The organism is Promicromonospora sp. NPDC050262 (assembly GCF_040655935.1).
In the GTDB taxonomy this organism is placed as follows: domain Bacteria; phylum Actinomycetota; class Actinomycetes; order Actinomycetales; family Cellulomonadaceae; genus Promicromonospora.
Genome location: NZ_JBFAKX010000002.1, coordinates 53072 through 74332, shown reverse-complemented (window position 1 = coordinate 74332; position 21261 = coordinate 53072). Strand labels below are relative to the sequence as shown.

Below are 21261 nucleotides of genomic sequence, written 5' to 3'. Positions count from 1 at the left end.
CCCCGGGGCGGCCCGGTTCACACGGTGTCCGCCTCCGCCTCCTGCGCGACCTCGCCGGCCACGCGCTGCCACAGCGTATCGACCTGGGAGCGCAGGTCGTCCTCGCTGCCCGAGCCGTCGAGGGTGACGTCCGCGGCGGCGAGCCGCTCGTCGTCGCCCGCCTGTGCCGCGATGCGGGCGCGGGCGGCGTCCTCGGTCAGGCCCCGGCCCTCCACGAGGCGGCGCACGCGCAGCTCCGCGGGGGTGTGCACCACGACGACGAGGTGGAAGTGCTCTGCCTGCCCGGTCTCGACCAGCAGGGGGATGTCGTGCACCACGACGGCGGCGGGGTCGGCGGCGCCCGCCATGGCCTCGCGCTCCGCCGAGAGCCGGCGCACCTCGGGGTGGACGATCTCGTTCAGGCGGCTGCGCGCGGCGGCGTCGGCGAACACGAGGGCCCCGAGGGCCGGCCGGTCGAGGCCGCCGTCCGGCGTCAGGACCCCCGGGCCGAACGCCTCGACGATCTCGGCCAGGCCGACCGAGCCGGGCGCGACGGCCTCCCGGGCCAGCAGGTCGTGGTCGACGACGACGGCGCCGAGCTCGGCCAGGCGCACGGCCGCGACCGACTTGCCGGCCGCGATCCCTCCGGTCAGTCCGATGCGGAACATGTGGTCCTCAGTGCCGGGATCGTTGGATTTCTGCCGCGGTCCCGGTCCGCGCGTACGGTGTGACCGCACGTCCCGCGACCCGGACGGGCACGGGACCACAGTACGCCAGGCAGAAGGGGCACGATGATCGTCGACAGGGGCCGGCCGGCATGGCTCACCTGGACCGTCCGGGCGGTCGCGGCCGCCGGGCTGCTCGTCGTGCTGTGGGCCTGCCTGACCGCGTGGGGCGCGGTGGTGCACGGGCATCCCGCCTACGCGGTGCTGCTGGGCCTGACCGTCCTGGGCTGCGGGTGGGCGCTGTGGCCGGGCCGCCGGCCGCGTCCGACCCGGCCGGCCGGACGCCGGGTCCTCGACGTGGCACTGGTCGTCGCGGGGCTCGTCTGGATCGCCGCCATGGCCTGGCTGCGCCCGTTCACGGCCGTGGAGCCGGCGCTGACCGCGATGTACTCGGACGAGTCCGTGACCGTCACCGAGTCCGCGACGCGCGTCGTGCTCGCGCCCGCCGGGGATTCGGACGGGGAAGCTGCGGAGGACACGGCCTCCGACGGGGACGCAGCCGGGACCGCCGTCTTCTTCCGCCCCGGGGCCAAGGTCGAGGCACGGGCGTACGCCGCGGTCCTGCGCCCGCTGGCCGAGGCGGGGCACACGGTGGTGATCGCCAAGCAGCCGCTCGCCGTCGCGTTCCTCGCCGGCGGGGCGTTCGACGCCGCCCGCGCCGAGGTGCCCGCAGCCGAGCGCTGGGTCGTGGGCGGGCACTCGCTGGGCGGCGTCGTCGCGTCCACGGACGCCGCCGGCGCGGCGGACGACGCCGGCGCGCCCGCCGTCGGCCTGCTCCTGTATGCGTCCTACCCGGCCGAGGACCTGAGCTCGCTGACGCCGGCGGTCGAGTCCGTCTCCGCCTCGCGGGACGGCCTCGCCACGCCCGCCACGATCGAGGCCTCGCGGGCGAACCTGCCGCCGTCCACCACGTACACCGTGGTGGGCGGCGCGGTCCACGCCTTCTTCGGCGACTACGGGCCGCAGCCCGGCGACGGCACCGCGACGATCACCCACGACGAGGCCCGGTCCCGGATCTCCGAGGTGAGCAGGGCGTTCGTCGACTCGCTGGGCCGGTAGGGCCGGGCGTCCCGGGTCCGCAGACCCGGGCCGGGTCACCGGGCTGTCGTGTCACAGAACCTGACCCCTGCCCGGTCGGTCGGTTGTGAGCGTGCCGTGCCGCGGCGCGCGAGACGAGAGGAACCTCGATGACCCCCATCCAGCATGCCCTCACCGACGTCCTCGACATCGCGTACGTCGAGGACGGGCCGGTCGGCGGCCCGGCAGTGGTTCTGCTCCACGGATATCCCTATGACGTCCACAGCTACGTGGACGTCGCACCCCGGCTGGCGGCGCTCGGCTACCGGGTCGTCGTGCCCTACCTCCGCGGCCACGGTCCGACCCGGTTCCGCGACGACCGGACGCCGCGCTCCGGCCAGCAGGCGGCGCTCGGCGCGGACGTCCTCGGCCTGCTCGACGCCCTCGAGATCCCCGAGGCCGTGCTCGCCGGCTACGACTGGGGCGGCCGCGCCGCGTGCGTGGTGGCGGCCCTGCGGCCCGAGCGGGTCACGGGACTCGTCAGCGTCAACGGCTACCTGATCCAGGACGTCGCCGCGTCGGCGCGACCCATCCGTCCTGACCTCGAGGCCGGCTTCTGGTACTTCTACTACTTCCTCACCGAGCGCGGACGGGCCGGCCTGACGGCCAACCGCCGTGAGATCGCCGAGGTGATCTGGCGCCGTAACTCGCCGGCGTGGGACTTCGACCAGGCGACGCTCGACCGAGCGGCGGCCGCGTTCGACAACCCCGACTACGTCGACGTCGTGCTGCACTCCTACCGGCACAGGCTGGGCGCGGCACCCGGCGCACCGGAGTACGACGCCTTCGAGCACGCCCTCGCACCGTTGCCCCCGGTCGGGGTCCCGACGGTGACCCTGGCCGGCCTCGCCGACGGCAACTTCCCCGTGATCGACGAGGTCCCCGACACCAGCCGCTTCACGGGCCCCCGCCTGCACCGTCGGGTACCGGACGCCGGGCACAACCTCCCCCAGGAGGCACCGGACGCGTTCGTCCAGGCGGTGCTCGACGTGACCCGGCTGGCGGCCGGCCGTAGCGCCCGTCGACCGACATCGGCGCGCTGATGCGCGACGTGCCGGTCGACGGGAGGTGGCCGGAGTGGGGGGCAGCCGCCGGAGCGCGCCGCCGGGCTCAGACCCGGGCCGGCGTCCGCGCGACCTTGCGCTCGGGCGTGAACGCCACCGGCAGCACGGCCGGGTAGCGCGACCACGGCGACGGCGCCCACGTGACCTGCGGGTCGGTCAGCCGCAGGTCCAGGCGCTCCATCAGGCTCTCCACGGCGATCTTCACCACGAGCCGCCCCGGCCGGCGGGCGGGGCACGCGTGCGGCCCGACGCCGAACGACAGGTGCGACCGGTTGCCGGCCTCGAACAGGTCGTCCTCGGTGCGTACGCGCGGGTCGTTGTTCGCCGCGGCCAGGCCCATCACGATCGCGTCGCCGGCCCGGATCTGCGCCCGGCCCAGCGTGCAGTCCGTGACGGCGTACCGGGCCGGCAGGTTGGCGACGGGCGGCTCGCCCCACAGCGTCTCGTCCATCGCGTCGTCCAGCCCGCGGCGCACGCCCGTGACGCGACCCGTGTACCGCGGGTCGGTGAGCATGCGGCGCAGCGTGGCCGCGATCCAGGTCACGAGCATCTCGTTGGCGGCGCAGATCGCCACCACCATCGAGTGCACGATCTCCGTGTCGTCCTCGAAGTTGGGGTGCGCGACGAACTTGGCGGTCAGGTTGGGCCCCGGGTTCTGCCGGGTGGCCTGCACGTGGTCCAGCACGATCTGGTCCATCGTGGTCAGCGCCGCCACCGCGTCGCCGCCGTGCCCGAACACGCCGTGGGCGCAGCGCAGCAGGGCGATCCCCTGCGGCTCGCTGAAGCCGAACATGCCCGAGACGGCCAGGAACGACACCGCGGCCGCGTACTCGCCGATCAGGTCCGCGTCGCCCCGCTCCGCGAACGAGTCGATGAGCCGGCCGCAGACGCCGCGCACCATGGCCGCCGTCTGCGCCTCGTCGATAGCGGCGAACGCCTCGTCCACCGGCAGCCGCAGGCGCCGGTGCTCCGCGCCGTCGGCGTAGTACAGGGCGCGCCGCCCGGCCGGGGAGAGGATCGCGTGCAGCGACGAGTCCATCGGCAGCCGCTCGGTCCAGTGCCGCGGGTCCCTGGCGAAGACGCTCTCCGTCCGCATCACCTCCATGACCTCGGCGTGCCCGAGCACGAGCCAGCCGGGGACACCCGGCTCCAGGTCCACGGGGGCCACGGGGCCCCACTGGTCCTGCAGCTCGCGCAGCGCCGCCGTCATGTCCTCGGCGCCGGTCAGCTCCACCAGCGCCATCCGGCCCCCGCTGCTTTGCGGCTCCAGGTCAGGCATGGCACTCCACCCGTCGTTGTTCATGGACTCATCCATCGATTCATGGGGCGACCTGCGTAGACGCCCGATCGAGGGTTTCTATCACGGCCGACCAGGAACGCGTAACACCCGTGTGGTCCGGATCACCCCCGGGTGCCCGCTACGGCCGGATCAGGTGTCCGCGCGAGGTGTCCGCGAGGCTCCGTGGCCGCCGCCGGCCCGTCCCCGTGGGACGATTCGACGGTGAGGACGATCCGACGGTGAGCATGCACGGAGGCGGCGGGAGCATGGGTGGGGGCCGCACCCTGCGCTCCTTCACGCAGGACGGTTCCGTCACCCGGCAGCGCCTCGGCTGGGCCACCCTGCGCCGCATCGTCTCGTTCGCGCGGCCGTACCGGGGCCGGCTCATCGCGTTCGTGCTGATCCTGGCCCTGGAGGCCGCGGCCGGGGCGGCCACGCCGCTGCTGTTCCAGCGGATCATCGACCGCGGGATCGTCGACGGCGACACCCGCCTGGTCGTGCTGCTGGCGGCTGCCGCCGGCCTGCTCGCGATCCTGGCCGCCGGGCTGTCCGTCGCGGACCGGCTCGTCTCGTCCCAGGTGGGCGAGGGTCTCATCCTCGACCTGCGGGTCGCGGTGTTCGACCACGTCCAGCGCATGCCGCTCGCGTTCTTCTCCCGGGCCCGCACCGGGGCGCTCGTCCAGCGCCTCAACGGCGACGTGCTGGGCGCGCAGCGCGCCTTCACCTCGACCCTGCAGACCGTCGTGTCCAACACGCTGACCATCACGTTCACGCTCGCGGCGATGTTCACCATGTCCTGGGAACTCACCCTCGGCGCGCTCGTGCTGGTCCCGCTGTTCGTGTTCCCGGCCCGCTGGTTCGGCCGGCGGCTCGCCGGCCTGACCCGCCGCGGCATGGAGGTCGACGCCGACCTGGGCCAGGTCATGAACGAGCGGTTCAACGTGGCCGGCGCCCACCTCGTCAAGGTGTTCGGCGACCCGGACGCCGAGTCCGAGCGGTTCGCCGGGCCCGCCCGCGAGCGCCGCGACCTCGGTGTGCGGACCGCGCTGTTCGGCACGTGGTTCCGGGTGGGCCTGTCCACCATCGCGTCCCTGGCGGTGGCGGGCGTCTACGGGTTCGGCGGCCTGCAGGCGATCGCGGGCGAGCTCACCGTGGGTACCGTCGTGGCGCTGGCCACGTACCTGACGCGGCTGTACGGGCCGCTCACGGCGATGGCGAACGTCCAGGTGGACGTGATGACGGCGCTCGTCTCGTTCGAGCGTGTGCTGGAGGTGCTGGACCTGGAGCCCTCGGTGGCCGAGCGGGAGGACGCCGCCGACCTGCGGGCCGCCGTCGCCGCCCGGGGCGCCTCGCTGTCGCTGACGAGCGTGACGTTCCGCTACCCGCGGGCCGAGGACGTGTCGCTGGCGTCCCTGGAGTCGGTGGCCGGGCCCCGCAAGGACCCGACGACGGACACGCTGCGCGACGTCTCCTTCGAGGTCCCCGCCGGCTCGATGGTCGCGCTGGTGGGCCCGTCGGGCGCGGGCAAGACGACGGTCTCGCAGCTCGTCAGCCGCATGTACGACCCGACCGCCGGGACCGTCCGCATCGCCGGCCACGACCTGCGGGACGTGACGTTCGCGTCGCTGCGGGCCACGGTCGGCGTCGTCTCGCAGGACGCGCACCTGTTCCACGACACCGTCGCGGCGAACCTGCGGTTCGTCCGCGCGGAGGCCACCGACGCCGACCTGGAGCGGGTGCTGCGCCAGGCGCGCATCTGGGACCTGGTCGACCGGCTGCCGGAGGGCCTGGAGACCGTCGTGGGCGACCGCGGGTACCGGCTGTCGGGCGGCGAGCGGCAGCGCCTGGCGATCGCGCGGCTGCTGCTGCGGGCGCCGGACATCGTGGTGCTCGACGAGGCGACGGCGCACCTCGACTCCGAGTCCGAGGCGGCCGTGCAGGTCGCGCTCGACCAGGCCCTGGCCGGGCGGACGTCGCTGGTCATCGCGCACCGGCTGTCCACGGTGCGCGCCGCCGACCGCATCGTGGTGCTCGACGACGGTCGGGTGGTCCAGTCCGGGACGCACGCCGAGCTCCTCGCCACGGGCGGCCTGTACGCCGACCTCTACCGGACGCAGTTCGCCGAGGCATCCTGAGCTTCCGGGCCACTGCCGGGCCGGGCGGACGGCACCGGCGGCTGGGAGGATGGACCGTGTGGACACGCACGACCACCAGCACCTGCCCGACGGCGGCCGCGGCCGGCTGACCGCCGCGTTCGGCATCACGGCCGCGGTCCTGGTCGCGCAGGTCGTCGGCGCGCTGCTGACGGGCAGCCTCGCGCTGCTCGTGGACACGGTGCACCTGCTGACCGACGCCGCCGGTCTCGCGATGGCCCTGTTCGCGGCCCGCCTGGCGCAGCGTCCGCCGTCGGCCCGCCGTACCTGGGGCTACCGGCGGGCGGAGGTGATCGCCGCGCTCGCCCAGGCGGGCGTGCTGCTGGTCGTGGGCGTGTACGTCCTCGTGGAGGGCGTGCTGCGGCTCGTGTCGCCGCCCGAGGTGCCCGGCCCCGAGCTCGTCGTCTTCGGTCTGGTCGGCCTGGCCGGGAACGTCGCGGCGATGGCCGTCCTGGCCGGGCGTCGGACGGCGAACCTGAACCTGCGCGCCGCGTTCCTGGAGGTCGTGAACGACGCGCTGGGCTCGCTCGCGGTCGTCGTCGCGGCCCTGGTCATCACGTTCACGGGCTGGCAGCGGGCCGACGTCGTGGCGGGGCTGCTGATCGGCGCGCTGATCCTCCCGCGGGCCCTGCGGCTGCTGCGCGAGACCGTCTCGGTGCTCCTGGAGTCCTCCCCGCCCGGGCTGGACCTCGACCAGGTGCGCGCCCACCTGCTGGAGCTCGACCACGTGGAGGACGTGCACGACATGCACGCGTCGCTGATCGCCACCGGCCTGCCCGTGCTCAGCGCCCACGTGGTGGTCCGCACCGACTGCTTCACCGACGGGCACGCGGCCCGCATCCTGGACCAGCTCCAGGAGTGCGTGGCGCAGCACTTCGACATCGCGGTGGAGCACTCCACGTTCCAGGTCGAGCCGCACACGCACGTCGCCCACGAGCGCCCGCAGCACGCCTGAGCGGCCGCCGGGCCCGCACCCGACGGGCGGCACGGGACGGACCCGCCTACCGGACCGTCGTCGGGTTCCGGATCGCCGCCTCGACCCGCGCGAGGACGGCACGGGACCGGTCCAGCTCGGCCCGGTAGCGCTCCGGCAGGTCCGCGGCGAGCCGGCGGCGCATCTCCACCGCCTCCCGCGCGAGGCCGAGGGCCGCCACGTTGTCCCCCGCGGCGCTCAGCGCACTGGCGAGGTTGGAGAGCGTGAGCGCCAGGTCCGGCCGGTGCTTGTCGGGGTTCTCCACGGCGAGCTGGCGCCGCATCGCGACCGCCTCGCGCATGGGCCGCAGCGCCTCGGTCGGCTTGTCCAGGTCGAGCAGCGTGGCCCCCAGGTTCGCCAGCGCCTCCGCGAGGCCGGTGCGGTACTTCTCCGGCTCGTCCAGCACGAGCCGGCGCAGCATGTCCACCGCCTCCTGCGTGGGCCGCAGCGCCTCCTCGAACCGGCCCAGGTCGGCGTACCGCACGCCCAGGTTGGACAGCGACTGCGCGAGGTACTTCAGCGACCGGGCGTTCCGGCGCGCGAGACCCCGGCGGATGCCCACGGCCTCCTCCTCGAGCAGCACGGCCTCGTCGTACCGGCCGCGCCGGGCGTAGGTGACGCCCAGGTTGGACAGCGAGTGCGCCAGGTAGTGCAGGTACCGCGCGGGGTGCTCACGGGCGAGCTCGCGCCGGATCTCCAGCGCCTCCCGCTCCAGCCGGAGCGACTCGTCGGCGCGGCCCGTGGTCGAGTACAGGGCGCCGAGCGCGGACAGCGCGCCGGACAGGTCCGCGCGCGTGCCCCGCGCGTTCTCCTCCGCGAGGCGCCGCTGGATCTGGAGCGCCTCGACCAGCACGGAGCCCGCCTCCTCGTATCGCCCGAGCGCCTCCAGGGTGGTGCCGAGCTGGCCGAGCGACCACGCCAGCTCCCCCAGGTGCTCGGGCCGGGCCGCGGCCAGCCGCCGCCGGATCGCCACGGCCTCCGCGTTCGCGGGCAGGGCGTCCTCGGGACGGCCGCTCTCCGTGAGGGCCTCGAAGTTGCCCAGCACGGCGGCGACACGGGGCTCGTACTGCACGGGGTCGCCCTCGGCGAGCCGGCGGTAGATGTCCAGCGACGCGCGCTGCGTAGCCTCGATCTCGCCGGTCCGGCCCAGCTCCGTGTAGGACACGCCGGCGTTCTGCAGGGCCCGCGCGTGCTCCGCGTCGGCCCACGGGGCGTCCCCCGGCCCGAGCCCGGCGCACAGGGTGATGACCTCCTCCTGGGCGGTGAGCGCGTCGGCGTGCCGGCCCACCGCCCAGTAGCCCATGCCGAGGTTGTTCAGCGCGGTGCACAGCGGCGGGCGGTAGCGCTGCTCGTCCGTCCGGGCGAGGCCGCGCCACAGCCCCACCGCCTCCTGCAGCACGGGCACCGCGGCGGCCGGCTCGCCCTCGGCGACGAGCACCACGCCGAGGTCGGTCAGAGCCTCGCCCTGCGTGGCGTCGTCGCCCACCACCCGCGCGAGCTCGGCGACCCGGTGCGTGAGGCGGTCCAGCACGGGCACCGCCAGCGGGCCCGACGAGCGCGGCAGCCGGCGCGTCACCCGCATGAGGCCGGCCAGGTCCGCCGGCCCCTCGTCCGGCAGGGCGGACGCCGCCGCCGCGATCAGCTCCCCGGGGACGTCCCGGCCCGTCGCCGGCCGGTCCAGGCTCATCGCCGTGGCGAACGCCAGCACGCCGAAAGCCTCCTGCCGCTCGAGGTCGCGCGTGCACGCCTCGATCAGCCGCTCCTGCTCCGCCAGCACGCGGGAGACGAGCAGCTCCGCCAGGCGCGGGACTGCGGGGACGTGCGCGCGGACCCAGGCGACGGCCTCCGCCGTCCGCCCGTCGTCCGGCTCCACGTTCGCGCGCCGCAGGGCGGCGCGCACGCCTGCTTCCGAGGTGTCCCCCACCAGCAGGGTGGTGGCCAGGGCAGCCTCGGCCGTCCCGCCCGGTCCCGCGACGAGCCCGGCCGCCGCGGCCGACGCCGCCCATCCGGCCCGCTCGTGCTCCAGCACGGCCTCGAGCCCGCGGGCCGGGTCGACGACCACCGGCGGTTGCTCGCCGGCGTCCGGATCCTGTGGCGCCAGCACCGCCGCCAGCGCGGCCGCCTGCAGGTCGAGGGCGCGCGGCCGGTGGTCCGGCGTGAGCTCGAACGAGACCTCGGGCACCGGCCGGTCCAGCGCCCGCGCGAAGCGCGTCACCGCCGTGCCCAGCAGCACGCGGTCGTCCTCCGAGCGGTCCACCTCCAGGCCGAGCGCGGGGTCCGGCCCCACCTCCACCGTCCGGTCGAGCGCCGGCGCCAGCGCCATCTGCGTGACCGACGGCGTGCGCCCCGCCCACAGCGTGCTGGTCCACCGCTGCCGCCGCCACCACTGGCCGCCGGTGCGGGCGGTGCACAGGACGCGCAGCCGGCCGCGGATCCGGTTATCCGCGACCGCGTCGAGCATCGCGGGCAGGTCGAGGCGGTGCCCGGCGTCGTCCACCACCAGCAGGACCCGGCGCGCCGCGGCGACCGCGGCCACCGCCGCCACTTCCTCGCCGGGCGGTACGTGGACCACGGTCCAGCCCGTGCGGCGCATCCGCCGGCCGAGCTCGAGCGCCAGGCGGGTCTTGCCGACGCCGCCGAGCCCGCACATCAGACGGAGCGCGACGGGTTCCCGGGACCGCACCCAGGCGCGCAGGTCGGCGAGCTCCCGCCCGCGGCCCGTGAACGGCACGACCTCCCGCTCGGGAGCGAGGAGGGCCGCCGCGCTCGTCTCGCGCACCACCGGGCTCCGCACCTCGTCGGGTCCGGGTCGGCTCATGAGCAGCCATCCAACAGCACTCCCGCGTTCCTGACCAGCGCACCCTGTGATACTCCGCGGCGCTGCCTCAGGCGGCGTCGTCGCAGGTGACAGCGCTGGACGGGGGTCGGCGCCGGCCCAGGCCACCGCATCCCGAAAAGAGCGTGCCCCTCCTGTGCCCCCGAAACGTGTGCCCCGGGACACAGCGACGGCCCGCCGCCCCCGGAGGGGCGACGGGCCGTCGGTGATCAGCTCAGGTCAGTTGCCCGTGAGCTTCTCGCGAAGCGCGGCGAGCGCCTCGTCCGAAGCCAGCGTGCCACCGGCCTCCTCGACCGGAGCCGAGGAGTAGCTGGTGCTGCCGCCACCGGCCGGAGCGGCCGGGGCCTCGGACGACGCCTCGGTGTCCGCGGTGAGCGCCTCGGCGACCTGCTTGCGGTGCGCGGTCCAGCGCTCGTGCGCCTTGGCGTACTCCGCCTCCCACGACTCGCGCTGGGTCTCGAAGCCCTCGAGCCACTCGTTGGTCTCCGGGTCGAAGCCCTCCGGGTACTTGTAGTTCCCGGCCTCGTCGTACTCGGCGGCCATGCCGTACAGCGCGGGGTCGAAGTCCTCGGACTCCGGGTCCACACCCTCGTTGGCCTGCTTGAGCGACAGCGAGATGCGGCGACGCTCCAGGTCGATGTCGATGACCTTGACGAACACCTCGGCACCGACGGTGACGACCTGCTCCGGCAGCTCGACGTGGCGCACGGCCAGCTCCGAGATGTGGACCAGGCCCTCGATGCCGTCCTCGACGCGCACGAACGCACCGAACGGAACCAGCTTGGTGACCTTACCCGGCACGACCTGACCGATGGCGTGCGTACGGGCGAAGGTCTGCCACGGGTCCTCCTGCGTCGCCTTCAGCGACAGGGAGACACGCTCGCGGTCGAAGTCGACGTCGAGCACCTCGACGGTGACCTCCTGGCCCACCTCGACGACCTCCGACGGGTGGTCGATGTGCTTCCAGGACAGCTCGGAGACGTGCACCAGACCGTCGACGCCGCCGAGGTCCACGAACGCACCGAAGTTGACGATCGAGGAGACGACACCCGGGCGCACCTGGCCCTTCTGCAGGGTCTGCAGGAAGGTCGAGCGAACCTCGGACTGCGTCTGCTCGAGCCAGGCACGGCGCGAGAGCACGACGTTGTTGCGGTTCTTGTCGAGCTCGATGATCTTGGCCTCGATCTCCTTGCCGACGTACGGCTGGAGGTCGCGGACACGACGCATCTCCACGAGGGAGGCGGGGAGGAAGCCGCGCAGGCCGATGTCGAGGATGAGGCCACCCTTGACGACCTCGATGACGGTGCCGGTGACGACGCCGTCCTCCTCCTTGATCTTCTCGATCGTGCCCCAGGCGCGCTCGTACTGTGCGCGCTTCTTGGACAGGATCAGACGGCCTTCCTTGTCCTCCTTCTGGAGGACCAGGGCCTCGACGGCGTCGCCGACGGCGACAACCTCGCCAGGGTCGACGTCGTGCTTGATCGAGAGCTCCCGGGACGGGATGACACCCTCGGTCTTGTAGCCGATGTCGAGAAGGACCTCGTCACGGTCCACCTTGACGATCGTGCCTTCGACGATGTCACCATCGTTGAAGTACTTGATGGTGGCGTCGATGGCAGCAAGGAAGTCCTCCTCGGTGCCGATGTCGTTGACGGCAACCTGGGGTGCGGACTTCGCAGGGGTGGAGATGGTCATTGAGTTCGATGCTCCGATGCGGACATGGCGTAGTACGGACAGGGTCTGTTTGAGCTCTGCTTGTGCGGTGCTCGTGAGGTGCCGGTAGGTCGCCGGAAGGCGCACGGCACCGCCAGTCATCCTAGTGGCGCGGCAGCACCCTGGTCAACGCGAGCCAGGGTGGCGCGAGCCGCACGGATCCGGTCCCCGACGCTCAGAGCGCGAGCTCCAGATCCTTGCCCGGGATGGCGTCCAGCAGCGCCCGGGTGTAGTCGGTGGCCGGCGAGTCGAAGACCGCGTCGACGGTGCCCTCCTCGACCACGCGACCCTGCTGCATGACGAGCACGCGGTCCGCGATCTGCCGCACGACGGCGAGGTCGTGCGTGATGAAGAGGTAGGTCAGCCCCAGCTCCTCCTGCAGGCCGGCGAGCAGCTGCAGGATCTGGGCCTGGACCACGACGTCGAGCGCCGAGACCGCCTCGTCGCACACCACGAGCTCGGGCGACAGCGCCAGCGCGCGGGCGATCGCCACTCGCTGCCGCTGGCCGCCGGACAGCTCGGAGGGGAACCGCCGCAGCTGGCCCTTGCTGAGCGCCACCTGCTCGGCGAGCTCCTCCACGCGGGCGTGGCGAGCCGCGGCGTCGCCGTAGTCGTGCGCGCGCAGCGGCTCCTCGATCGCCCGGAACACCGAGTAGAGCGGGTCCAGCGAGGAGTACGGGTCCTGGAACACGGGCTGCACCCGGCGCCGGTAGGCGATCTGCTCCTTGTGCTTCCCGGCGCCCACGAGCCCGCCGTCGAACGTGATGGAACCCGTGGTGGGCTTCTCGATGTCGAGGATCATCCGGGCCAGGGTCGACTTGCCCGAGCCGGACTCCCCCACCACGGCCACGGTGGAGCCGCGCGGGATGTCGAAGCTCACGCCGTCGACGGCGGTGAAGTCCTTGCTGCGGGACAGCAGGCCGCCGCCGCGGATCGTGAAGACCTTGCTCACGTCCTTGACGGAGACGAGCACGTCGGCCTCGGCCGCGCCGTCGGCGACCGCCTCCTCGCCGGGGGCGAGGAGCGCGTCGTCCAGCACGTCCTCCAGGCCGCGCTCCCGCGCGATCTCGATGCGGCGCGAGGCGAGCGACGGGGCCGCCGCCATGAGGCGCTTGGTGTAGTCGTGCTGCGGCGACGTGAGGACCTGGCGGGCCGGGCCCTGCTCCACGATCTCGCCGTGGTACATGACCACCACGATGTCGGCACGCTCGGCCGCGAGGCCGAGGTCGTGCGTGATGAGCAGCACCGCGGTGCCGAGCTCCTCGGTCAGGCCGGAGAGCTGGTCCAGGATGCCGCGCTGCACGGTCACGTCGAGGGCCGATGTCGGCTCGTCGGCGACGAGCAGGGCCGGACGGCCCGACAGGCCCATGGCGATGAGCGCCCGCTGGCGCATGCCGCCGGAGAACTCGTGCGGGTACTGGCCCGCGCGGCGGGCGGCGTCGGGCAGGCCCACCTCGTCGAGCAGCTCGACGGTGCGGGCGCGCGCGTCGCGGCGCGTCCGCAGGCCGTTGTCGATCAGGCCCTCGTCGATCTGCTGCCCGATCCGCAGGATCGGGTTGAGGTTGGTCATCGGGTCCTGCGGCACCAGGCCGAGCTCGGTGCCCCGCAGCTGCGCCATGCGCTGCGCGCTGATGTGGCCCAGGTCCTCGTCCTTGAACCAGATGTGGCCCTCGGCCACGGAGCCGTTGCTGGCCAGCAGGCCCAGCACCGCCATGGCGAGCGTGGTCTTGCCCGAGCCGGACTCCCCCACGATCGCGACGGTCTGGCCGCGCCGGACGGTCAGGTCGGCGTTCGCCACGGCGCGGGCGGGGCCGCCCTCGGTCCGGAAGTCGACGCTCAGGTTCTCGACCCGCAGCACGACGTCCTCGGCGGGGGCGTCCACGGGAGCGTCCACCGGGGCGTCCACCGGGGCGTCGGCCGTGTTGTCAGCGATGTCGGTCATCGTCGGGTCCTGTTCCGGGGGTCGAGGGCCTCGCGCAGGCTCTCGCCCACGAGGGTGAAGCCGAGGGCCGTGATGGCGATGCAGATACCGGGCAGGATCGCCAGGCGCGGGGCGACCGCGAGCTCCTGCTGCGCGGCCGTCAGCATGCGTCCCCACTCCGCGGTGGACGGCTCGCCGCCGCCCAGCCCCAGGAAGGAGAGCGCCGCGGCCTCGATCACTGCCGTGGCCAGGGTCAGCGTCGCCTGCACGATGACCGGGCCGACGCTGTTGGGCAGCACGTGGCTCATGGTCACCGAACGCCGGCTGAGGCCCAGCGCGGAGGCGGCCAGCACATAGTCCTGACCACGCTGCGCGAGCATCGAGCCGCGCAGCAGGCGGGCGAAGATCGGGATCTGCACCACACCGATGGCGATGATCACCGACATCGAGGACTGGCCGGCGATCGCCGCGATCGACACCGCCAGGAGCAGAGAGGGCACCGACAGCATGAGGTCCACCAGGCGCATCGCGCCGAAGTCGACCCACTTGCCGAACCAGCCGGCGAGCAGGCCCAGGAGCATGCCGCCGACGAGGCCGAACAGCGTGGACAGCACGCCGACCAGGAGCGAGGCCTGCGCGCCCCAGATCAGCTTGCTCAGCACGTCACCGCCGTAGCGGTCCAGGCCGAGCGGGTACTCGGCCGACGGCCCGGGGATCATGGTGGGCCGCACCTCGGCGCGGCCCGGCAGCTCGTCGGGTCCGTACGGGGCAAGCACCGGCGCGAGGATCGCCACCAGGACGAAGACCGCGACGATGACGAAGCCCGCGATCGCGACGGGGTTCTTGCGCAGCGTGCGCCAGGCACGCGCCCAGACGCCCTCGCCGGCGTGGTCGGCGCCGCCGGGGCCGTCGCCGTGGATGCTCTGGTGGAGCGGCGCGGCGGCCGCGCCGTCGGTCACAGGAAGCTCGTTGGCGCTCACTGCTGCCTCCTCAGCCGGGGGTCGATCAGCCCGTACGACACGTCGACGAGCAGGTTCACGAGGGCGTACACGATCGCGATCATCAGGACGAAGCCCTGCATGACCGGGTAGTCGGCGTTGAAGACGGCCTCGGCGAGGAACGAGCCGATGCCGCTGAACGCGAACACCGTCTCGGTCAGCACCGCACCCGAGAGCAGCAGGCCGACCTGCAGGCCGATGGTCGTCAGGACCGGCAGCATCGAGTTGCGCACGATGTGGTCCCCGCGCAGCCGGGCGGACTTGATCCCCTTGGCGCGGGCGGTGCGGACGTAGTCGGCGTTCTGCACCTCGGACACGGCGGCGCGCGTCATGCGGGCCACGATCGCGAGCGGGATGGTGCCGAGCGCGATGCCCGGCAGGATCAGGTGCACCAGCGCGTCCCACGCCGCGTCCCACTCACCCGTGAGCAGGCCGTCCAGCACGTAGAAGTTCGTCGGGTGCGTCGCGATCATCGTGGGGTCCTGCCTGCCCGTGGAGGGGAACCAGCCCAGCTCCACGGCGAAGACGTACTTCAGGATGAAGGCGAGGAAGAACACCGGCACCGTGACGCCGATCAGCGACACGACCACCGACGAGTGGTCGAGGAACGAGCCGGCGCGACGGGCAGCGACGTAGCCCAGCGGGATGCCGATGCCGATCGCGATGATCAGGGCCACGACCGTCAGCTCGATCGTCGCCGGGAACCGCGTCAGGAACTCGTCGAGCACCGGACGGCCGGTCCGGGTGGAGACGCCGAAGTCTCCCTGCAGCAGCCGGGACAGGTACTTGAAGTACTGGACGTGTACCGGCTGGTCGAACCCGTACAGGGTGTTGATCCGAGCGACGGCCTCGGGCGTGGCCCGCTCTCCCAGCAGGGCGGTGGCGGGGCCGCCGGGCAGCGCCCGGACCCACGCGAACAACAGCACCGACAGCCCTAGCAGCAGCGGTATCAGGAGCAGCAGCCGCTGCACGATGAGGCGGAGCATACCTATCCTCGTGAAGTTCCTCGAATGGCACGGACAGCGGTCGGGGCGCGGCAGGCGCCGCGCCCCGACCTGAGCAATTCACCCTAAGGCGTGATGCGCCCTAGGTATGTCATCAGGTTCTGGTCACTCCGTGAACGTGATGACGTTGTAGACCTCGTCCTGCACCGGCGAGACCGGGTAGCCCTGGACCTGCTCGGTGAACGCGAGCGAGGGCACGGGGCTGGCCAGCGGCACGCCGGGCAGGAACTCCATCACGGCCTCGTTCGCGGCCTTGTAGAGGTCCTCCTGCTCGTCGATCGGGGCGTAGCGGGCATCGCCGAGGCTCTTGAAGAGCGCCTCGTCGTTGAAGCCCCACTCCGCCGACTCGGCGCCGAAGAAGGTGCCGATGAAGTTGTAGGTGTCGTTGTAGTCACCCGTCCAGCCCAGCAGGTGCAGCCCGTGCTTGTCGCTGCCCTGGATGGTGTCGAGGTAGGTGGGGCTCCACGGCTCCGGGGTCGCCGTCACCGTGATGCCGACCTCCTCGAGGTCGGCCGAGATGGCCTCGTAGATCGCCGCGGCGTCCGGCATGTACGGACGCGAGACGTCGGTCGGGTAGTTGAACTCGATCTCGAGGTTCTCCTGCCCGGCCTCCTTGAGGAGCTCCTTGGCCTTCTCCTGGTCGAACTCGTACGTGGCGACGTCGTCGCTGTAGCCCGAGACGATCGAGGGGACGAACTGCGTGGCGACCTCGGTGCCCTCGGGGAGCGCGGCGGCGACCAGCGCCTCCTTGTCGATCGCGTGGGCGATCGCCTGACGCACCAGCGGGTCGTCCAGCGGCTTCTGCTTCTGGTTCATGCCCAGGTACAGGATGTTGAACGGGTCACGGTTCAGGACCTGGTAGCCGGCACCCTTGAGGGCGTCGACGTCGGCCGGGGCGACCAGGTCGTAGCCGTCGATGTCGCCGGCCTCGAGCGCCTGGCGGCGCGCGGTGCCCTCGGCGATCACGGTGAAGACGATGTTCTTGACGTCACCGAACTCGCCCCAGTAGTCGTCGAACGCGCTGAGCGTGATCGACTCGCCGGCCTTCCACTCACCGAACGTGTACGGGCCGGTGCCCACCGGGTGACCGGTCGCGTACTCGGAGAGCTCGGGTGCGTCCTCGGCGCCACCGACCTCGTCGGCACCGAACTCCTCCAGCGCCGTGGGCGACTGCATGGAGAACGACGGCAGCGACAGTGCCGGGATCAGCTCGGGCAGCGGGCTCTTCAGCGTCACGACAGCGGTCGCGGCGTCGGACGCCTCGCACGAGTCGTACTTGCCGTTCTCGCCCTGCCCGCCGAACACGTGCGTGTAGTAGTAGGACAGCGACTCGGACGCGGCCAGGCCGGTCCAGTTGGCCCACCGGTCGAAGTTGAAGCACACGGCCTCGGCGTCGAAGTCCGTGTCGTCGTGGAACTTGACACCTTCCTTCAGGTGGAAGGTGTACTCGAGGCCGTCCTCGCTGATGTCCCAGCTCTCGGCCAGCAGCGGTGCGGGGTCGGCCGTACCCGGCTCGACCCCGACGAGGCCCTCGAAGATCTGGCGCGCGACCCGGAACGACTCGCCGTCACTGGCGAAGGCCGGGTCGAGCGAGCCCGGGTCGGCAGAGGCGGCGAACACGAACGTGTCCTTGCCGCTGGCCTCGCCGCTGCCCTCGCCATCCCGCTCGCTCGCGACACAACCACTCAGCGCGACTGCGGCCGCGGTCACCAGGGTGACGCCGCCCGCAAGGCGCGTAGCGCGTCGACGCATGGCACTCTCCTTCCTCGAGCGCATCGGCAGGCCCGGGTTCGGGCACGACGACGCGCAGACGTTTGCGCCTGACCTTAGGAGCCCTTTCGTTGCTTCCGTATTTCGCTACGGCACTCGCAATCCAATCGTGACCCTTTTGTTACCGCTATGAATGTGGTAGTTGGCCCGGGCTTCACCGGTGCGTGCGGGCGCGCGCCGAACGGGGATGATGGCACCGTGACCTCTGACGAGCCGGTGTCCTTCGGCTACCGCGACCTGCCCGACGACCGCGGCGTCGCCCGGAGCTGGTGGGACGCCAACGCGGGTGAGTACCTCGACGAGCACCGCGACTTCCTCGGCGACGCCGGGTTCCGCTGGGGCCCGGAGGGCCTGACCGAGGCGGAGGCGGGCCTGCTGGGCGACGTCGCCGGGCGGGACGTGCTGGAGGTCGGGGCCGGGGCCGCGCACTGCTCGCGCTGGCTCGCGTCCCGCGGCGCGCGGGCGGTCGCCACCGACTTCTCGGCGGGGATGCTCGCGGGGGCGGTGCGGCTCGACGCCGCGACCGGCGTCGTCGTGCCGCGGGTGCAGGCCGACGCGCGGGCGCTGCCGTTCGCGGACGGCTCGTTCGACGTCGTCTTCACGTCGTTCGGCGCTCTGCCCTTCGTGCCCGACCCCGTCCGGGTGCACCGCGAGGCGGCCCGAGTGCTGCGCCCCGGTGGCCGCTGGGTGTTCTCGGTGACCCACCCCCTGCGCTGGGCGTTCCCGGACGACCCGAGCCTGCACGGCCTCACGGCGAACCGGTCGTACTTCGACCGCCGCCCCTACGTGGAGGCCGACGCCGCCGGGCGGGTCGTGTACGCGGAGTACCACCGCACCGTCGGCGACCACGTGCGTGACGTGGTCGCCGCCGGGCTGCGCCTGGTCGACCTGGTCGAGCCGGAGTGGCCGGACTGGAACGACCAGGTCTGGGGCGGCTGGGGCCCGGAGCGCGGCCGCTACCTCCCGGGCACGGCGGTCTTCGTGACGACCCGCCCGTAGAGCCCGCTAGTGGCCCGCCTCGTGCCAGGTGGCGCCCGTGCCGACCGAGACGTCCAGCGGCACGTTGAGCTCGAACGCCGCGCCCATCTCGGTGCGCAGCACCTCCTCGGCCACGTCCCGCTCCCCGGGCGACACCTCGAGCACGAGCTCGTCGTGCACCTGCAGCAGCAGGCGTGAGGCGAGACCGCGCTCGTCGAGCGCGCGCTGCACGCGGAGCATCGCGAGCTTGATGATGTCGGCCGCGCTGCCCTGGATGGGCGCGTTGAGCGCCATGCGCTCCGCCATCTGCCGGCGCTGCCGGTTGTCGCTCGTCAGGTCGGGCAGGTAGCGGCGCCGGCCGAGGATCGTGGCGGTGTAGCCCGTCGCGCGGGCCTCCTCGACCACGCCGGACAGGTAGTCCCGCACGCCGCCGAACCGCTCGAAGTAGTCGTCCATCAGCGTCTGCGCCTCGCTCGTGGCGATGTTCAGCTGCTGCGACAGGCCGAACGCGCTCAGGCCGTAGGCCAGGCCGTACGACATGGCCTTGATCTTGGAGCGCATCTCGGGGGTCACGTCGCCGGGGTCGACCTCGAACACGCGCGAGCCCACGTAGCGGTGCAGGTCCTCCCCCGAGTTGAACGCCGCGATCAGGCCCTCGTCGCCCGACAGGTGCGCCATGATCCGCATCTCGATCTGGCTGTAGTCGGCCGTCAGCAGGGACTCGTAGCCCTCGCCCACCCGGAACGCCCGGCGGATCTGCCGGCCCGCCTCGGTGCGGATCGGGATGTTCTGCAGGTTCGGGTCCGTCGAGCTCAGGCGGCCCGTGGCGGCGATCGTCTGCTGGAACGTCGTGTGGATCCGCCCGTCCGGGGCCACGGACTTGAGCAGCCCCTCGACCGTGACCCGGAGGCGGGAGACATCGCGGTGCGCCAGCAGGTGCGCCAGGAACGGGTGCTCCGTCTTGACGAACAGGTCCTGCAGGCTCGCCGCGTCGGTGGTGTAACCGGTCTTGATCTTCTTGGTCTTGGGCATGCCGAGCTGGTCGAACAGGACCTCCTGCAGCTGCTTGGGGCTGCCGAGGTTCACCTCGCGGTCGATCACGGCGTAGGCGTCGGCCGCGGCGTCGGCCACCCCCTGGGCGAACTGCTTCTCCAGGCCCGTCAGGTACTCGGTGTCCGCCGCGATGCCGATGCGCTCCATCCGGGCGAGCACCCCCGACAACGGCAGCTCGACGTCGTCCAGCAGGTGCGTGGCCCCGCGGTCGGCGAGCTCGCCCTCCAGGGCGGTCGCGAGGTCGGCGACGCCCTGGGCGCGCACCGCCTCCGCCTGGCCCTCGGTGTCGCCCTCCAGCGACAGGTCCAGCGCGCCCTGCGCGCCCTCGGGCTCGACGACCTTGAGCTCCCGGCCCAGGTGCCGTACGGCAAGGTCACCCAGGTCGTAGCCACGCTGGTCGGGATAGCAGAGGTAGGCCGCGAGCTCGGTGTCGAACACGACGCCGTCAAGCTCCATGCCGCGCGCCGCGAGCATGTGCGCCGCGGCCTTCGCCCCGTGCAGCACCTTGGGCGCGTCGGCGTCGGCGAGCCAGGCCGCGAGTGCCTTCTCGTCGTCGGGCCCGAGCTGCGTGAGGTCGAGGTAGGCGGCCTCGCCGCCGGGCTGCGCCACGGCGACGGCCCAGGCGTCGCCGCCGCCGGGCGTGGTCTTGCCGGACACCTCGACGCCCACGCGCCCGGTGCGGGCGGCGAGCCAGGCGCCGAGGGCGCCCGGGTCGACGTCGGCCAGGTCGAGCTCGACGGACGCGCCGGCGGGCGCCTCCTCCTCGGCCGCGCCCGCGGGGTCGACGGCGAGCAGGCGGTCGCGGAGCTGGCCGAACTGCAGCGTGTCGGAGACGAGGTGCACGGCCTCGCGGTCGAAGCCCTCCAGGGCGAGGTCGGTCACGGCGAGCGGCAGCTCGACGTCGGTCAGCAGGGCGTTCAGCTCGCGGTTGACCCGCACCTGGTCGAGGTGCGCGCGCAGGTTCTCCCCCGCCTTGCCCTTGACCTCGTCGGCGGCGTCCAGCAGCGCGGCGAGGCCGCCGTGCGCGGTGATCCACTTGGCGGCGGTCTTGGGCCCGACGCCGGGTACGCCCGGCAGGTTGTCGCTGGTCTCGCCCACGAGCGCCGCGAGGTCCGGGTAGCGCTCGGGCGGCACGCCGTACTTCGCCTCGACCGCCTCGGGGTCCATCCGGGCCAGCTCGGACACGCCCTTCTTGGGGTACAGGACGGTGACGTCGCCGTTGACGAGCTGCAGCGTGTCGCGGTCGCCCGAGCAGACCAGCACCTCCATGCCCGCGGCCCTGGCCTGCGTGGACAGGGTCGCCAGGATGTCGTCGGCCTCGATGCCGGCGAGCTCGATCGAGCTGATCCGGAGGGTGTCGAGCACCTCCTTGATCAGGGGCACCTGTCCCTTGAACGCGTCCGGCGTGGCGTCGCGTGTGCCCTTGTAGTCGGGGAAGCGCTCCGTGCGGAACGTGACCCGGCCCGCGTCGAACGCCACCGCCATGTGGGTGGGCTGCTCGTCGCGGAGCAGGTTCGTCAGCATCGACGTGAAGCCGTAGACGGCGTTGGTGATCTGTCCTGAGCTGGTCGCGAGGGTGTCGGGCAGCGCGTAGAACGCCCGATAGGCCATGGAATGGCCGTCGATCAGCAGGAGACGGGGGCGGCCTGAGGACGGCGTACCCGGAGTACGGCTTGGCGCGGTGGAGGTCACGCCTGACAACATAGCTCGCATGACTGACACGAGCGCTTCCGCGACG

14 protein-coding genes are annotated in these 21261 nt (G+C 72.9%); 5 read left to right on the top strand and 9 right to left on the bottom strand.

Annotated features, from left to right (window positions below):
- Positions 1-17: 17 nt before the first annotated feature.
- A complete protein-coding gene (coaE, locus tag AB0I29_RS03770; protein ID WP_357478242.1) occupies positions 18-647 on the bottom strand; it encodes a dephospho-CoA kinase in 630 nt (209 codons plus the stop codon).
- 123 nt (positions 648-770) lie between these two features.
- On the opposite strand from coaE, the gene AB0I29_RS03765 reads away from it, so the two are divergent.
- Positions 771-1763, top strand: coding sequence for an alpha/beta hydrolase (locus AB0I29_RS03765; RefSeq protein ID WP_357478238.1), 993 nt, complete (start codon positions 771-773; stop codon positions 1761-1763).
- 128 nt (positions 1764-1891) lie between these two features.
- A complete protein-coding gene (locus AB0I29_RS03760) occupies positions 1892-2824 on the top strand; it encodes an alpha/beta hydrolase (protein WP_357478236.1) in 933 nt (310 codons plus the stop codon).
- A gap of 67 nt (positions 2825-2891) precedes the next feature.
- On the opposite strand, the gene AB0I29_RS03755 is transcribed toward AB0I29_RS03760, so the two are convergent.
- Positions 2892-4148 carry a cytochrome P450 gene (locus tag AB0I29_RS03755; RefSeq protein ID WP_357478233.1) on the bottom strand — a complete coding sequence of 419 codons (1257 nt, stop codon included), beginning with the start codon at positions 4146-4148 and terminating at the stop codon, positions 2892-2894.
- A 221-nt stretch (positions 4149-4369) separates the two neighbouring features.
- Between AB0I29_RS03755 and AB0I29_RS03750 the strand changes: the two genes are divergently transcribed.
- Both AB0I29_RS03750 and AB0I29_RS03745 read left to right on the top strand, forming a co-directional pair.
- Positions 4370-6259: an ABC transporter ATP-binding protein gene (locus tag AB0I29_RS03750; RefSeq protein WP_357478970.1), complete on the top strand. Its 1890-nt coding sequence runs from the start codon at positions 4370-4372 to the stop codon at positions 6257-6259.
- A 49-nt stretch (positions 6260-6308) separates the two neighbouring features.
- The gene (locus AB0I29_RS03745) at positions 6309-7232 is read left to right on the top strand and encodes a cation diffusion facilitator family transporter (protein WP_357478230.1); all 924 of its coding nucleotides are present in this window, start codon (positions 6309-6311) and stop codon (positions 7230-7232) included.
- 46 nt (positions 7233-7278) lie between these two features.
- Here the strand turns inward: AB0I29_RS03745 and AB0I29_RS03740 are convergent, their stop codons facing one another.
- The 6 genes from AB0I29_RS03740 to AB0I29_RS03715 all read right to left on the bottom strand — a co-directional run bounded on the left by AB0I29_RS03740 (position 7279) and on the right by AB0I29_RS03715 (position 17474).
- Positions 7279-10068: a tetratricopeptide repeat protein gene (locus AB0I29_RS03740; RefSeq protein WP_357478227.1), complete on the bottom strand. Its 2790-nt coding sequence runs from the start codon at positions 10066-10068 to the stop codon at positions 7279-7281.
- A 237-nt stretch (positions 10069-10305) separates the two neighbouring features.
- Positions 10306-11781 carry a 30S ribosomal protein S1 gene (rpsA, locus tag AB0I29_RS03735; RefSeq protein WP_285102336.1) on the bottom strand — a complete coding sequence of 492 codons (1476 nt, stop codon included), beginning with the start codon at positions 11779-11781 and terminating at the stop codon, positions 10306-10308.
- A gap of 193 nt (positions 11782-11974) precedes the next feature.
- Positions 11975-13741, bottom strand: coding sequence for an ABC transporter ATP-binding protein (locus AB0I29_RS03730; protein WP_357478223.1), 1767 nt, complete (start codon positions 13739-13741; stop codon positions 11975-11977).
- A complete protein-coding gene (locus tag AB0I29_RS03725; RefSeq protein ID WP_357478967.1) occupies positions 13738-14640 on the bottom strand; it encodes an ABC transporter permease in 903 nt (300 codons plus the stop codon). Before AB0I29_RS03725 ends, AB0I29_RS03730 begins: the two co-directional genes overlap by 4 nt.
- A 56-nt stretch (positions 14641-14696) precedes the next feature.
- Positions 14697-15704: an ABC transporter permease gene (locus tag AB0I29_RS03720; protein WP_285102338.1), complete on the bottom strand. Its 1008-nt coding sequence runs from the start codon at positions 15702-15704 to the stop codon at positions 14697-14699.
- A gap of 123 nt (positions 15705-15827) precedes the next feature.
- The gene (locus AB0I29_RS03715; protein ID WP_285102339.1) at positions 15828-17474 is read right to left on the bottom strand and encodes an ABC transporter substrate-binding protein; all 1647 of its coding nucleotides are present in this window, start codon (positions 17472-17474) and stop codon (positions 15828-15830) included.
- A 216-nt stretch (positions 17475-17690) separates the two neighbouring features.
- On the opposite strand from AB0I29_RS03715, the gene AB0I29_RS03710 reads away from it, so the two are divergent.
- The gene (locus AB0I29_RS03710; protein ID WP_285102340.1) at positions 17691-18491 is read left to right on the top strand and encodes a class I SAM-dependent methyltransferase; all 801 of its coding nucleotides are present in this window, start codon (positions 17691-17693) and stop codon (positions 18489-18491) included.
- 6 nt (positions 18492-18497) lie between these two features.
- Here the strand turns inward: AB0I29_RS03710 and polA are convergent, their stop codons facing one another.
- On the bottom strand, positions 18498-21236 hold the full coding sequence (gene polA / locus AB0I29_RS03705; RefSeq protein WP_357478218.1) for a DNA polymerase I: 2739 nt from the start codon (positions 21234-21236) through the stop codon (positions 18498-18500).
- Positions 21237-21261: the final 25 nt, after the last annotated feature.